Genomic DNA, 13,838 nt, shown 5'->3' with positions numbered 1-13,838 from the left:
GCATGGACCTGAAGCTGTCCCCGGCGCAGATCGCGGTGGCTGCTGGCCTGCTCGTTGTGCTCCTCGTTCTGGTCCTGCTCGTGCTGCTCGCCCGGCGCGCACGCGCCAAGGCTCGGCGCCGCCGCGAGCAGACCGGGGCGGCGCTGACGGCGTCTGCACCGGCGGACGCGTTGGCCGCTCCGCCCACCGAGCCGACGCCGACGCACCCGCCGACCTTCCCGCCGCCCCCCACGTCCATCCGGCCACCGCCGGAGCCGGCCGAGGCCGGGCCACTCGACTCGCCACCCCCGCCGCGCGGCCCCTACCGGATCGTGCAGGACGCGGGCGAACGCAACCGGCCCGCACCGGAGCCACACCCGAACCCTCGGTTCGCGGCTGAACAGGAGCGCTACCGGTACTCGGACCCACCCCGGCCGAGGGCGGAGCTGGAACCGGCGTTCGACTCCGCGGGGAACGCCGCCGACCACTCGCCGGAGGCCGGCCCGACGGAGTCCGGGGAGTTCGTGGCGCAGCGCGGGTATCCGGCGTACGAGCCGGCGCGCTGGCCGGGGTACCCGCGGTCGGACAGCACCGAGCCGGACAGCACCGAGCCGGACAGCGGCTCCGACCCCGAGCACGACGAGCAGGACAGCTACCGGGGCAGGTACGAACCCGAGCCGCCGGCCCCGGCCGGGCGCAATGGGCTCGCCGCCAGCGCGATGTCCCAGCGGGCCGGGCCCGAAGCCGAGGCGGGGATCACCGAGGCGGCCGGCACCGAACCCGGCAAGGACGCCAGGGACCGGCTGCTCCACGTGCTGCTGGCCGACCCGGCCCGCGCCGTGCACGCCGTCGGCGACCTCGAGGCCTCCCGTACTCAGCTGGACCGGCTCAACGACTCCGTGCACTACCAGCGGCGACAGCTGGCGGACGCGGCCCGGCGGCTACGCGGGGCCGGCCTGAGCCCGGCACAGGTCGCCCAGCTGGCCGGGTTCGGCGAGGGCGAACTGGTCACGCTGCTGGCCGAGCACGCCCCGTCGCCCGCCCCGCGCCCGGTCGGCGGCACACCCGAGGGCTACTGAAACCGACCCTCGGCCCCCGCGCCCTCGGCCCCCGCCCCTGACCGCGGCGACACCGTCAGTGCGGCAGCAGCTGCACCTGAGAGCCAGGACGGGCCTGCGCGAGCAGACCGAGGGCGGCCTCCGGAACCACACCGACGACGGGGTAGCCGCCGGTGGTCGGCGCATCGGCGAGGAACACCACCGGCTGGCCGCTGGGCGGGACCTGGACCGCGCCGGGGCACATCGGCTCGCTCGGCAGCTCAGCACCGTCGCGTTCCGGCACCCGGACCAGTGCCTGCCCACCCAGCCGCAGCCCGATCCGGTTGCTCGCCGAGCCGACCGTCCACACCGTGTGCCGCAGCGCGGCGGCCGGGTCGGCGAACCAGTCGTCCCGGGGACCGAGCAGCACCGGGACCGAGACCCGCTCGGGCGGCACCGATACCGGCACCGGGGCGGCGTCCGCCGGCACCGCGCCCGCCGCCCCCAGCACCAGCCGGTCGCCGTCGGTGACCTTCGGTGGCCCCAGCCCGGAGAGCAGGTCGGTACTGCGGCTGCCCAGCTCCACGGCGGTGTCCAACCCGCCCGCGCAGGCCAGGTAGCTGCGCAGCCCGGCGTCCGGCACACCCAGCACGAGTCGCTCCCCGGCGCGCAGGTGCACCGCCAGGTGCGAGCCGACGGCCCGGCGCGCACCGGCCGGACCGACCCGCCACACCGGCACCGGCGGGCCGGTCACCGCCACTGTGACACCGGCCTCCGCGCACAGTTCGACCCCGCCGAGCAGCACCTCCAGCCCGGCATGACCCTCCGGGTTGCCGACCAGCCGGTTCGCCAGCCGGAGCGCGCCCGGGTCCAGCGCGCCGGAATGGGGCACCCCGAGGTGTGCGTGACCGGGCCGGCCGAGGTCGGTGACCACGGTGAGCCGGCCGGCCCGCAGCACGGTGACCGCTGGGTTCGACATTCAGCGCACCGGCTCGAAGCGCACCCGGTCACCTGGGGCGAGCCGGGCCGGCGGGTCGGCCGTCGGGTCGAACATGACCTCGTCGGTGTGCCCGATCAGCCGCCAGCCGCCCGGCGAGCTCCTGGGGTACACCCCGGTGAACTCCCCGGCCAGTGCGACCGAACCCGGGGGGACCTCGGGGCGGGAGTCGTCGTGGCGAGCCTGTTGCAGCGGCTCCGGCAGCCCGATCAGGTAGCCGAAACCAGGGGAGAAGCCGCAGAACGCCACCGTGTAGTCAGCCGAGCTGTGCAGCTCGATCACCTCGGGTACCGACAGCTCGGCGGTGCGGGCGACCAGCTCGAGGTCGGTACCGTCGTACTGCACCGGGATGACCACCTCGGCGGCCCGCTCACCCGGCGGCCGGTCGGCCGGGCTGTGGGTGTCCTCGGCGCCGGCGGTGAGCAGTGTCCGCACCAGGTCGGTGGGCACCTCGACACCGCCGCCGACAGCGACCAGCACGGTCCGCGCGGCCGGCACCAGCTCCACAACGCCGGGCAGCCGGCCGTCGTCCAGCGCGGCGTGCAACGTCCGGTAGGCGACCGCCACCTGGGCACTGGAGTCCAACTCGACCAGCACCCCGGATCCGCCGTACCGCAGCAACCGCACGGCCCGCGACACTACCCGCCGCGCCGGTCACTGGAGTCCCGGTTCACCGAGCTGTACGGCCGGTTCATCGGTGGTCTGCTCAACGCCGGCAAGCCGCTGATCCTGGGTACGACCGACGCCGGCGAGATCTACCTGCTGACCAACCGCAAGGAGTTCATGGAGACCACGGACGACCGCCGCTGGAGAAGCTCATCAAAACCTGGGCGGCCGACGAGCACTGACCTGGCCGCCGGGCACGCCTCGCCCGATACCCCGCCACACACCCGCTTCGGTCGCGGCACACCCGCCGCAGTGGGTGTGCAGCGACCGAACGTGGTGTGTGGCCGCGATGTGCGGCGGCGGCGGTGGGGGGCGGCGAGCGGCGGCGGCTCGGGCCGGCGGTCAGCCGGCGATGCGTTGCAGGCGGGCGGACAGGTGCGGCTGCAGCGGCTCGCCGGCCATCGCGCGCTCGTCCACGTAGGCCAGATCGCCATCTTCGACGAGCCCGTAGAGGCGCTGCGCGGCGTTGACCTCCTTGGCGGTCTGGGTCCGCACCAACGCGTCGGCCACCAGCTCCCAGGACACCATGGTGCGGGGCTGGCCGTAATAGATCTCCAGGATCCCGGTGGCGTGTGCGATGAGCACCTCGAGGGTGCCGTCCTCCTGCGGGCGCCACCACCCGGTCTCCCGCGCCGCCGGCCGCACCACCTTGCCGCCCGGGCCGTCCAGCAGCCAGGCCTGCGACGTGTAGCTGACGAACGGCCGGCCGTCGTGCGCGAACACGATCTGCTGGCCGAAGCTCTTCGGATCGCCGATGGTCGGGTAGGCCACCTCGCCCTCGCCGCGCCACACGCCGATCAGCGGCAGCAGCGGCGTGCACAGCGGGTGCAGGTCCGGGCCCTCGCGCAGGTTCGCGGTGTCCGGCGGGATCGGCAGGTCATCGAAGACCGGGATGTTGCGCTGGGCCGCTGGGGTCAGCTCGAGCGGCGCCGACTCCGCCGAGCCCGAGGCCGACCCCGCCGAGCCGGAACCCGAAGCCGAGCCGGCCGGCTGCTCGCCGCTCATGGCCGCCGCCCCGGGCCGAGGCTTCGGTGGAGCAGCGCGGCGCACAGCCAGAGCATCGCGGCGCAGGCGGCCAGGAGCACGCCGGTCAACAACCAAGACACGGCAGCGCAGCGTAGTCGGGTGCACGCGACGGACCCGAACGGGGTGAACTCCCGGCCCCTGTCGAGCCGGCCGCCCGCCCCGCCCCCCGTAAGAGCCGACCACCCGCCCCCGCCGAGCCGACCACCTGCCGGCCGTAGCCCCCGGGCGAACCTGAGCCCGAGGCAGCACCGGGACTGTTGCGTATCCCTACGCAGAGCAAAGGGGCCTAACGTGAACAGCCGTGACCACCGCGAACTCCGACCCCGCGACCGCGTTGCTGCACGACCCCTCCACGTACCAGGCCGGCCCGCCGCTCGCCGAGCTGGCCAGGCTTCGCCGCGAGCACGGGGTCGTATGGGTCGACGAGCCGGCGACGCCCGGTGGGCCGCCCGGGCCGGGGTACTGGCTGGTGCTGCGGCACGCCGACGTGGAGCGGGTGCTGCGGGACCCGGGCACGTTCTCCTCCTCGCTCGGCGGCACCCAGATCCGTGACCCGGCGAGCACCGAGGACCTGTCCTACGTCCGCCGGATGATGTTGAACATGGATCCGCCGGAGCACTCCAGGCTGCGCCGGATGATGTCGAAGTCGTTCACCCCGCGTGCGGTCGCGTTGTTGAACGACCGGATCGCCGGGCACGCGGCCGCGCTGGTGGACCGGATGCTCGGGCTCGGCGGCGACGACACCGGCACCGGCACCGGCACCGGCACCGACACCGACACCGACACCGACACCGGAGTCTGCGACTTCGCCAAGGACGTCGCCGCGGATCTGCCGCTGTTCACCCTGGCCGAGGTGCTCGGGGTGCCGGCGGAGGATCGCTGGCTGCTGTTCGACTGGTCGAACCGGGTGATCGGCTGGCAGGACGAGGACTACGCGACCAGCGCGGCGTTCGACGGCACCGGCGGCACCGAGCTGGCCCGCCAGGCGCTCGCCCTGCGCCCGAGCCCGGACGCGGACGGCCGGATGCCCGACCCGCGCGGCCGCTCCGGCATGCCGGACCTCTACGGCTACGCGCACCTACTGGCCGAGCACAAGCGCCACACCCCCGGCAACGACATCATGTCGATCATGATGAGCCAGCTGGACGGGCCGGACGGCGCGGTCTCGACCGAGGAGTTCGAGAACCTGTTCTGGCTGTTCGCGGTGGCCGGCAACGAGACACTGCGCAACGGCATCCCGGGCGGGATGATCGCGCTGCTGACCCACCCCGAGCAGCAGCGGGCACTGCGCGCCGAGCCGGCGCTGCTGGACGGCGCTGTCGAGGAGATGCTGCGCTGGTGGACACCGGTGATGGTGTTCCGCCGGACGGCTACCGCGCCGGTGACCCTGAGCGGGGTACGGATCGAGCCCGGTGCGAAGGTGGTCGTCTCGTTCCTGGCCGCGAACCGGGACGAGTCGGTGTTCCCCGACCCGGACGAGTTCGACGTGGGGCGGGCGCCGGGGCGGCACCTGGTGTTCGGGCACGGGCCGCACTTCTGCCTGGGCGCGGTCGCCGCGCGCACCCAGATGCGCGCGCTGTTCGGCGAGCTGCTGGCCCGCACGTCCTGGTTGGAGGCAGCCGGCGAGCCGGCGCTGCTGCGGTCGAACTTCCAGCGCGGGGTGAAACGGCTGCCCCTGACCTGGCACCGCTGACCCCGTGAGTGGCGAGTGGTCTCAGCGGACCACTCGCCACTCACGACCTACGCCCAGGTCGGCATCCGCATGCCGTGCCGGTTGGCGTAGGCGGCCGTCGGCGGGGACTGCCAGCCGGCCAGCAGCGCCGGGTCCGGCTGGTAGACCTCCACCCCGAGCGGGCGGCACACCTCCAGCGGGTCGCGGGCGTCCGGCCCCCAGAGCGGCACCGACAGGTCGCCGCCGGGGCAGGTGGACAGCGCGCACAGCAGGTCGATCTCGGCGAAGAACTCCAGGAAGTCGCCGCGCCGCGCCGGGCAGGCCTTCATGAAGTACCGGTCGTCCTCGTTGAGCCCGGTGCACTGGAACACGTTGAGCACGTCGTGCACGTCGAACTCGGTGAGCCCGTACGGCAGCACCGCCCTGGTCAGGTTCGAGTGGCAGTGGAAGTCGAAGTCCTCACCGGTCAGCATCCGGTTCACGTACGGGTCGCACCGGGTGCCGAGCAGGTCGTGCACCCGGCCGCCGTCGCCGTCGGTGCCGTAGTCGGCCAGCGTGTCGTTGGTGATGGTGGCCAGCGGGCGCAGGTAGGGCAGCGTGGACCAGAGCCGGTCGTGGGTGGAGACGTGGGCCCGCTGAAGCTGCCTGGTCCGCGACGCCCACATCCGCTCGCGCGGGTTGTGCCGGTTCCACAGGTTCAGATCACCGACCTGTGCGCCCTCGACGGCCACGATCCGGCAGACCGCGCCAGCCGGCACCGTCCAGGCACGGCCACTGCGGATCGGGATGACGAACGAGTCCACGCGCTCCCGGGCACCGGCCCCGATCCGGCTGTAGAACTCGCGGTCGACGTCCAGCACGCCGGCACTGGCCTGGTAGGCGGCCGGGTAGTTCCCCATCATGCTCCCCTCGTGAGCTGCACCAACAAACGCTCGGAGTCGTCCAGATACTGTCGCAGCGCGGTACCGGCGGCGCCCCGGAACCCGGCGCGGACCAGGTCGCAGATCTCCCGGTCCCTGGCCGTCCAGGGTTCCTGCAGCACGGCCTCGTCGGCCACCGCGGCGAACGCCAGCCGCTGCTGCGCGGTCACCCCGTGGAAGAAGGTGTCCAGCATCGGGCTGCCCAGGGTGGCCACCAGCGCGCCGTGGAAGCGCAGGCTGTACGTGCCGACGCCGCGCCAGTCCTCGGCGGCAACGGCGGCCTCGGTGACCCGCACCGCGGCCTCCACCGCATCCAGCGCGGCCACCGTCGCCGCGCCGCTCTCCTCCACCGCGCGCAGCTCCAGGGTGCGCCGCACCAGGTAGATGTCCCGGATGCGCGCCTCGGACATCGAGGCCACCACGGCGCCCTTGTACAGCTGCTGCTCGATCAGTCCCTCGGCGCCGAGCAGCCGCAGCGCCTCCCGGAACGTGTTGCGGGAGACCGCGAGCTCCGCCGCCAGCGCGGCCTCGCGCAGCGGCATACCGGGGGGCAGGCCGCCGGACAGGATCTCGTCGCGCAGGCTGCCGGCCACCCGCTCGGCGGTCGGGCGCTCGGCGCTCGGGACGGTGAGGTCGTCGACATCGGTGGGCGGCACGTCGCCATGCTAGAGACATTTCGTTCAACAAAACAAGCCGTAAAGTTGCCCTCTCAACGGAGAATAGCTCTTCCAGAGTTTACATCTGTCGTCCTTGACTATTTTTGTTGAACGAAACTACTCTCACCCGATCATGTAGCGACCCGCTGAGTTGGGCCCGGTGCGTGCACCGAACCGAGGAGGGACACCGATGGCAGGGAAGAAGGGGGCCAGCCGTCCCGGTCCCGCCGACGTCGGCACCGGGCCCTCAGCCGGGCGGCTGGGTATCGACAACGCGCCGCTGAGCCGGTTCCACCGGCGGCTCACCGTGTACTCGGCCGGCGGTCCGCTGCTGGACGGCTACGTGCTGGGCATCATCGGCCTGACGCTGACCCAGATCACCCCGCAGTGGCACCTGAGCCCGAGCTGGCAGGGTGTGCTGGGCGCCTCGGCGCTGATCGGGCTGTTCCTCGGCGGCCTGCTCGGCGGGTACATCACCGACCTGATCGGCCGGCAGGTGATGTACACCCTGGACCTGAGCCTGGTGGTGGTGTGCTCGGTCGCCCAGTTCTTCGTGGCGGGCCCGTGGTGGCTGCTGATCCTGCGGCTGCTGGTGGGCATCGCGGTCGGCGCCGACTACCCGATCGCCACCTCACTGCTCGCCGAGTTCGCCCCGTCGCGGCACCGGGGCAGTTTGCTCGGCTGGCTGACGGTGATGTGGGCGGTCGGCAACGCGGTCGCCTACCTGGTCGGCGACGTACTGCTGGCGCTCGGCCCGGACGCCTGGCGATGGATGCTGCTCTCCCCCGCCGTGCCGGCCGCCGCGCTGATGCTCGGGCGCCTCGGCACCCCGGAGTCGCCGCGCTGGCTGGTCTCCAAGGGGCGGATCGACGACGCGAAGGCGGCGCTGGCCAAGGCACTCGGCCCCGGCGCACAGCTCGACGACCTCGGCGAACCCACCGCGCCGACCAGCCTGCGCGCCCTCGGCCATGGCGTCTACCTGCGCCGGACGGTCTTCATCGCGGTGTTCTGGACCTGCTCCATCTGGCCGATCTACACCATCTACGCGTTCGGCCCGGCCATGCTCACCGCGTTCGGGCTGACCGGCGAGGGCGCGGACACCCTCGGCTCGGCGGCGATCGGGCTGCTGTTCATCGTCGGCTGCGTGGCAGCCACGCTGCTGGCCAACCGGTGGCCCCGCCGCCGGCTGCTGATCGGGCCGTTCGCGGTGTCCACGGTGGCGCTGCTGCTGCTCGGGGTGTTCCCGGCAGCGCCGGTGCCGGTGATCGCCGCGCTGTTCACCGTCTACGCCGTGGCCGTCGGCGGCCCCACCATCCTGCAGTGGGTGTACCCGAACGAACTGTTCCCCACCTCGGTGCGGGCCACCGCCGTCGGGCTGGGCACCACGGTCAGCCGGATCGGCGCGGCCCTGGGCACCTTCGTCACCCCGCTGCTGCTCGACGGCGCGGGCATCGGCCCGACGATGCTGTTGGCCGGCGCGGTGAGCGCGGTCGGTGTGCTCGTCTGCGTACTGATGGCCCCGGAGACCGGCGGCCACTCCCTCGCCCAGGTCAGCCGCTCTCCCGGCTGACGCTCTCCTGGCTGACGCTCTCCTGGATCGCCGCGGCGGTCGGAGCCGGCCGGCGGGCTCGGACCCGGATCCGGGCGCCCCGATGCGGTACCAACGTGACGTGCTTGACCCGCTGCCGCTCACCACGCGCGCCAGTGGTGTCGAGCTGCACCCCCCGGAGTACCTCGCGCAGCACGATCCGCATCTCCACCTGTGCGAACGTGGCGCCGAGACAGCGCCGGCCACCGCCGCCGAACGGCAGCCAGGTGCTCGGGCTGAGGCTCGCGCCGATCATCCGCTCGGGGTCGAACCGGGCCGGGTCCGGGTACTGCTCCTCCGACGCGTGCACGAGTCCGATGCCGGGAGAAACGATCACCCCCGCCGGCAGTCGGTAGCCGGCGAGCTCGACCGGCGCACTCAGCCGGCGCCCCACGTCGAACACCACCGGGCGGACCCGCAGGATCTCCTTGACCAGCGCGTCCAGGTACTCGTCGCCCGGCGCGCCGGCTTCGGCGGCCTCGACGGCGCGGGCCAGCGTCACCGGGTCCCGGACCAGTCGCTCCAGCGCCCAGGACAGTCCCGTGGCCGTGGTCTCGTGGCCGGCGAACAGCAGCGTCATCAGCTGGTCGCGCAGCTCGGTGTCGGTCATCGCCCGACCGTCCCCGGCGCCATCGGCTCCGCCGGCCCGCACGAGCATGGCCAGCACGTCGGTGCGCTCGGCGAGATTCGGGTCGGCCCGGCGGTCGGCGATCTCGGCGTAGATCAGCCGGTCGGCCTCCGCGATGCGCCGGCGCACACCCCGCCACGGCCGCCGCCGCAGCAGGTCGGGGTTGAGCATCGCCAGCATGGCCAGCGTGTTCATGTTGACCACCGGTGGCAACGCGGCGCGCAAGGCGGCCAACCGCTCCGGCTCCTCGCTGCCGATCACGGTGCGCAGGATGACCTCGAGGGTGATCTCCGCCATCCGGGGCGCCACCGGGAACTCGGTGCCGACCGGCCAGCCGGCGACGTTGCTGGCCGCGATGTCCGCCATCAGCTCGGACTGGCGGGCCACCGCGTCCCGGTGGAACGGCGGCAGCATCATTCGCCGCCGGTCCCGGTGCCGCGCCTCGTCGAGCAGCAGTACCGAGCTGTCACCGAGCACACCGCGCAGCACCGAGTTGGCTTCGCCGGCACGGAAGACGGCCGGGTCGCCGGCGAACACGGTCTTGATGTCGGCCGGGTCCGCCAGGTACACGATCTTGCCCATCGACGCGACGTCGACGGTGAACACCGAGCCGTAACGGCGCCGGCAGGCGGAGATGAAGCGCGGCCAGTGGCGCATCATCAGCGCGGACTGCACGGCACGAGGCAGTGGCGGGCCGGGAGGCAGATCTGCTTCACTCATGATCAACATCATACGGTCGTTTAATACATCTGTCTAGATTGTTCGCTAGGCTGCCGGCATGGGACACCGCGAAGATCTGCTCGCCGGCGCCCGCCGTTGCCTGGAGGAGCGCGGTTACGCCCGCACCACGGCACGTGACCTGGTGGCCGCGTCGGGCACCAACCTGGCGTCCATCGGCTACCACTTCGGGTCCAAGGAAGCGCTGCTCAACGCGGCGATCAGTGCGTCGTTCCAGGAGTGGGCGGAACGGGTCCGGGCCCTTGCGCTGGCCGCGGTGCCCACCGACCGGTCGGGCGATCCGGCAGGCCTGCTGATGGCGTCCTGGCACGCGATCCGCGCCTCGTTCGGTGAGTACCGAGGGCTGTCGGTGGCGTTCATCGAGGCCCTGGCCCAGGCCGAGCGGCAGCCGGAACTGCGCGCCCTGCTCGCGGCCACCTACCAGCGCAGCCGCGACCAGGTGGCCGCGATGATCACCGAGCTGTTCAGCGAGCTGGACGGACCACAGGCCACCGCGCTGGCCACGCTGGAGATCGCGCTCTGCGACGGCCTGCTCATCCAGTGGCTGCTGGACCCGGACGCCACCCCCTCCGGCGAGCAACTGGCCGACGCGTTAACCGCCGTCGTCACCCCGTCCTGACCCGCCGCACAGAGCGGGTACGGGCCGCACAGACCCTGCAACCTCTGTGCGGCCGGCACCAGGTCTGTGCGGCGCGAACCACGCTCCGGTCAGTGCGTGGCGAGGTGGGCGTAGTCGGGGAGCTCGATGGCGTTGACGCCGCGCAGCATCGCGCGCATCAGCAGCGACTTGAACGGCAGCCTCGGCAGCACGATCACGGCCATGACCTGCGCGAGGATGCCCAGCCGACCCCTCGGCGAGGACACGGCCGCGTTACTGCGGCCCATCTTCTGGTTCACCGCGACGAACGGGCGCATCGCGGCCTCGTACCGGGCGAACGCGACCACGTGGTCACCACCCGCCGCCGCGAGCTCCCCGGCCAGCACATAGGCCCCGACGATCGCCACGCTGGTGCCCTGCCCGGACAGCGGCGACGGGCAGCAGGCGGCGTCGCCGAGCAGCGCCACCCGGCCGGCCGACCAGGAGTCCATCTCGATCTGGCTGCACGAGTCGAAGAAGAAGTCCGGCGCGCTGTCCATCTGGGTCAGCAGCCACGGGATCTCCCACGCGGCACCGGCGAACCGCGAGCGCACCAGGGCCCGCTGCGCATCGACGTCCCGGTAGTCGTAGGCGAGCTGCTCGGCGCGGAAGCTGAGGAAACCCATCGCCTCGCGGTTCTCGTGGATGCTGCGGATGCCGGCGGTGCGACCGGGCTCGCCGTAGCCGACCGCCGACCGGTCCAGCCCCAGGCGGTTGGGCACGGTGAAGAACGACAGGTAGTGGCCGAGGTGGCGGATGTAGTCCAACTCCGGCCCGAACACCAGCGAGCGCACCCCGGAGTGCAACCCGTCCGCCCCGATCACCAGGTCGAACCGGCGCTCCAGGCCGCTGGCGAAGCCCACCGACACCCCGTCCGCGTCCTCGCTCAGCGACTCGATGCGGTCGCCGAACAGGTACTCGGTGTTGTCCTTCGTCGCCTCGTAGAACACCTCGGACAGGTCGCCGCGCAGAATTTCGATCTCGGCGATGAGCCCGTCGCCGTCGAAGAGGTCGGACCGCATGGTCGCGACGCGACGGTTGTTCCTGGTGACCACCGAGATGCCATCGGTGTCGGTGCACGCGGCGCGCACGGCGGCGTCCAGGCCCATCCGGCGGACGACCTCCTTGGCGATGCCGCGGATGTCGACGGCCTGACCGCCCGGGCGTAGCCCCGGCGAGCGCTCGACGATCGTCGCCCGGAAACCGAACCGGTGCAGCCAGTGCGCCAGAGCGGGGCCGGCGATGCTCCCCCCGGAGATCAAGATCTGTGTGTTCACGATCCTCGGACTGTAGAGCCAGCCACCGTGCCCGTCGTGCGATTTAGAGCGGCCTCGACCAGGGCACGAGCCGCCGGGTGCCACGGCCGGTGCAGCGGACCGGTGAGCACCAGGGTGCGGGCCAGGCGCTGGCGCAACGGCACGAGCACCACGCCGGCGCCCTCCATACCGGCGGCCAGCCCGGGGATGACCGAGACGCCGCCCCCGGACCGGACCATCGCGAACAGCGTGCTCAGCTGACGGACGCGGTGGGTCGGCAGGAACGGCACCCGGGCCTGGTGGTGCAGCTCCTGGATCTGCCGCTCGCAGCCGCCGGCGGACAGCAGGAAGTCGTCGTCGACCACCAGATCGGCGAGGTCGACGACCGGCTCTCCGGCCAGCGGGTGGTCGCGGCGCAGCACCGCGTGGAACCGGTCCGAGCCGACCAGCGCACTGCCGGTGGGCACCGCCGGCGGGTCGATCAGCACCGCGAGATCCGCCGTGCCGCCCTCCAGCCAGCCGGCGACCTCGTCGTCCTCGCCCTCGAACAGCGACACCGCCACCTCGGGATATTCGGCCCGCCAGCGCAGCACCAGCTCGGGCAGCAGGCCGTGGCAGACGGTCGGCGGCGCGGCGACGGTCAGCTCGCCGCGCAGCCGGGCGTCCCGGTCGGCGGCGAGCGTGGTGATGGCGGCGACCGAAGCCAGCGCGGTGCGGGCATGATCGAGGATCTCCTCGCCGAACCGGGTCATCGCGGGCCGGCCGTGCCGGGTCAGCACCGGTCGCCCGGCGACCCGCTCCAGGGCCGCGACCGCGTGCGACACGGCGGACTGGCTGACCCCGAGCTGATCGGCCGCCGCGCCGAACCCCCCGGAGTCGACGACCGCCACGAACGCACGGAGCTGCGGGATTCCGACCGACATGAGGATCCTTCATGGCTCGTCAATCTCGACTTGTTGGACTCATGTTCACCCAGGACCGACGATCCTGTCCATGCGAAGCGGTAAAGCAGCGCCAGTAGGCCGATCGAGCCGCGACTGCGCGCGGTCAGCGGCCCGTGCACCGGTCGTTCCGACAGCCGGCCCGACCGCTCCACCGGTCAGCTGGTTGCCGGGCTTCGTGGCACTGTCCGCGATCTGGGGCGCCAGCTTCGCGCTGATCAAGATCGGGGTGGATGCGGGCGTGCCGCCGGTGTGGGTGGCGCTGTGGCGTTGCCTGTTCGGCGCGCTGGCCCTGTTCGGGATCTGCCTGGCGCGCCGGATCCGGCTGCCCCGGGACCGGGTGACCTGGATGCACGCGCTTGTGGTCGCCACCCTGCTCAACGCCGTCCCGTTCACCCTGATGGCATTCGGTGAGCAGCTGGTCAGCTCGGTGCAGGCCGGTGTTTTCAACGCAGTGACGCCGCTGGCCACGCTGCTGTTCGGGCTGGTCCTGCTGCCCACGGAGCGGCTGACCGGGCGGCGGCTGGTCGGGTTGGCGCTGGGTCTGCTCGGGGTGCTGTGCCTGCTCGGGGTATGGCAGGGGCTGGGCGACGGAGCCGGCGGCGGCACGGGCGGCGGGTTGACCGGCGGGCTGGCCTGCTTGGGTGCGACGGTCTGCTACGGCGCCGGGTTCAGCTACACGCGGCGCTGGTACGGCTCCCGGGACGGCTCGGCGGCCGCGCTGTCCGCGTTGCAGATCGGCTGCGCGACGGTCGAACTGATGCTCGTCGCGCCCTTCCTCGCCGGGCCGCCGAGCTGGCCGGGGCCGGGTGCGGCGGCCGCCCTGGTCACGTTGGGCGCGGTGGGCACCGGCTGGGCGTACATCCTGAACCTGGGGGTGATCCGGGTGGCCGGCTCCTCCGTGGCGGCCATGGTCACCTACGCGACGCCGGTGTGGTCCACGGCGATCGGCGCGCTGTTGCTGGCCGAGCCGGTCGGCTGGCACACCCTGCTCGGCGCGCTGCTCGTGGTGGCCGGCATCCTCGCGGCCCGGTGAGGCCGGTGAGCCCGGAGACGGGCGAGCCGGAGACGACACCGCCCCGGCGCCGCAATCGAAC

13 protein-coding genes are annotated in these 13,838 nt (G+C 72.8%); 5 read left to right on the top strand and 8 right to left on the bottom strand.

From position 1 onward, the window contains the following. Positions 1–2 precede the first annotated feature (2 nt). The gene (locus ACTXG6_RS07655) at positions 3–1,058 is read left to right on the top strand and encodes a hypothetical protein (RefSeq protein ID WP_445187061.1); all 1,056 of its coding nucleotides are present in this window, start codon (positions 3–5) and stop codon (positions 1,056–1,058) included. A gap of 55 nt (positions 1,059–1,113) precedes the next feature. Here ACTXG6_RS07655 and ACTXG6_RS07650 read toward each other — a convergent pair whose 3' ends face one another. The 3 genes from ACTXG6_RS07650 to ACTXG6_RS07640 all read right to left on the bottom strand — a co-directional run bounded on the left by ACTXG6_RS07650 (position 1,114) and on the right by ACTXG6_RS07640 (position 3,684). Continuing rightward, positions 1,114–1,995: a biotin-dependent carboxyltransferase family protein gene (locus tag ACTXG6_RS07650; RefSeq protein ID WP_445187060.1), complete on the bottom strand. Its 882-nt coding sequence runs from the start codon at positions 1,993–1,995 to the stop codon at positions 1,114–1,116. Beyond that, positions 1,996–2,640 carry a 5-oxoprolinase subunit B family protein gene (locus ACTXG6_RS07645; protein WP_445187059.1) on the bottom strand — a complete coding sequence of 215 codons (645 nt, stop codon included), beginning with the start codon at positions 2,638–2,640 and terminating at the stop codon, positions 1,996–1,998. It lies immediately after the preceding gene. Positions 2,641–3,021: 381 nt separating this feature from the next. Beyond that, positions 3,022–3,684 (bottom strand): FABP family protein, encoded by a 663-nt coding sequence (locus ACTXG6_RS07640; protein ID WP_445187058.1) that lies wholly within the window; start codon positions 3,682–3,684, stop codon positions 3,022–3,024. A gap of 322 nt (positions 3,685–4,006) precedes the next feature. Between ACTXG6_RS07640 and ACTXG6_RS07635 the strand changes: the two genes are divergently transcribed. After that, complete coding sequence (locus ACTXG6_RS07635) at positions 4,007–5,398, top strand: cytochrome P450 (protein ID WP_445187057.1); 1,392 nt, start codon at positions 4,007–4,009, stop codon at positions 5,396–5,398. Positions 5,399–5,445: 47 nt separating this feature from the next. On the opposite strand, the gene ACTXG6_RS07630 is transcribed toward ACTXG6_RS07635, so the two are convergent. Both ACTXG6_RS07630 and ACTXG6_RS07625 read right to left on the bottom strand, forming a co-directional pair. Then, positions 5,446–6,276, bottom strand: a complete 831-nt coding sequence (locus tag ACTXG6_RS07630; RefSeq protein WP_445189942.1) for an urea carboxylase-associated family protein — start codon at positions 6,274–6,276, stop codon at positions 5,446–5,448. After that, positions 6,276–6,953, bottom strand: a complete 678-nt coding sequence (locus tag ACTXG6_RS07625) for a GntR family transcriptional regulator (RefSeq protein WP_445187056.1) — start codon at positions 6,951–6,953, stop codon at positions 6,276–6,278. Before ACTXG6_RS07625 ends, ACTXG6_RS07630 begins: the two co-directional genes overlap by 1 nt. A 190-nt stretch (positions 6,954–7,143) precedes the next feature. On the opposite strand from ACTXG6_RS07625, the gene ACTXG6_RS07620 reads away from it, so the two are divergent. After that, positions 7,144–8,523, top strand: a complete 1,380-nt coding sequence (locus ACTXG6_RS07620; RefSeq protein ID WP_445187055.1) for an MFS transporter — start codon at positions 7,144–7,146, stop codon at positions 8,521–8,523. Here the strand turns inward: ACTXG6_RS07620 and ACTXG6_RS07615 are convergent. After that, positions 8,504–9,889: a cytochrome P450 gene (locus tag ACTXG6_RS07615; RefSeq protein WP_445187054.1), complete on the bottom strand. Its 1,386-nt coding sequence runs from the start codon at positions 9,887–9,889 to the stop codon at positions 8,504–8,506. The genes ACTXG6_RS07620 and ACTXG6_RS07615 overlap by 20 nt on opposite strands. A gap of 58 nt (positions 9,890–9,947) precedes the next feature. Between ACTXG6_RS07615 and ACTXG6_RS07610 the strand changes: the two genes are divergently transcribed. Beyond that, a complete protein-coding gene (locus ACTXG6_RS07610) occupies positions 9,948–10,526 on the top strand; it encodes a TetR/AcrR family transcriptional regulator (protein WP_445187053.1) in 579 nt (192 codons plus the stop codon). An 89-nt stretch (positions 10,527–10,615) separates the two neighbouring features. Here ACTXG6_RS07610 and ACTXG6_RS07605 read toward each other — a convergent pair whose 3' ends face one another. Together ACTXG6_RS07605 and ACTXG6_RS07600 are read right to left on the bottom strand one after the other, a co-directional pair. Beyond that, positions 10,616–11,821, bottom strand: a complete 1,206-nt coding sequence (locus ACTXG6_RS07605) for an FAD-dependent monooxygenase (protein ID WP_445187052.1) — start codon at positions 11,819–11,821, stop codon at positions 10,616–10,618. Then, positions 11,818–12,723: a LysR family transcriptional regulator gene (locus ACTXG6_RS07600; protein ID WP_445187051.1), complete on the bottom strand. Its 906-nt coding sequence runs from the start codon at positions 12,721–12,723 to the stop codon at positions 11,818–11,820. The genes ACTXG6_RS07605 and ACTXG6_RS07600 overlap by 4 nt, the downstream gene beginning before the upstream one ends. A gap of 184 nt (positions 12,724–12,907) precedes the next feature. Between ACTXG6_RS07600 and ACTXG6_RS07595 the strand changes: the two genes are divergently transcribed. Further along, positions 12,908–13,777, top strand: coding sequence for a DMT family transporter (locus ACTXG6_RS07595; protein WP_445187050.1), 870 nt, complete (start codon positions 12,908–12,910; stop codon positions 13,775–13,777). Positions 13,778–13,838: the final 61 nt, after the last annotated feature.

Source organism: Pseudonocardia sp. Cha107L01, from assembly GCF_052566575.1.
The sequence above is the reverse complement of the archived record's forward strand: the minus strand, read 5'-3'. Positions and strand labels throughout refer to the sequence as shown.

Coding starts and splice junctions, on each gene's coding strand:
- ACTXG6_RS07610 (WP_445187053.1), top strand. CDS start 9,948: ATGGGACACCGCGAAGATCTGCTCGCCGGCGCCCGCCGTTGCCTGGAG.
- ACTXG6_RS07630 (WP_445189942.1), bottom strand. CDS start 6,276: ATGGGGAACTACCCGGCCGCCTACCAGGCCAGTGCCGGCGTGCTGGAC.
- ACTXG6_RS07615 (WP_445187054.1), bottom strand. CDS start 9,889: ATGAGTGAAGCAGATCTGCCTCCCGGCCCGCCACTGCCTCGTGCCGTG.
- ACTXG6_RS07600 (WP_445187051.1), bottom strand. CDS start 12,723: ATGTCGGTCGGAATCCCGCAGCTCCGTGCGTTCGTGGCGGTCGTCGAC.
- ACTXG6_RS07655 (WP_445187061.1), top strand. CDS start 3: ATGGACCTGAAGCTGTCCCCGGCGCAGATCGCGGTGGCTGCTGGCCTG.
- ACTXG6_RS07640 (WP_445187058.1), bottom strand. CDS start 3,684: ATGAGCGGCGAGCAGCCGGCCGGCTCGGCTTCGGGTTCCGGCTCGGCG.
- ACTXG6_RS07620 (WP_445187055.1), top strand. CDS start 7,144: ATGGCAGGGAAGAAGGGGGCCAGCCGTCCCGGTCCCGCCGACGTCGGC.
- ACTXG6_RS07650 (WP_445187060.1), bottom strand. CDS start 1,995: ATGTCGAACCCAGCGGTCACCGTGCTGCGGGCCGGCCGGCTCACCGTG.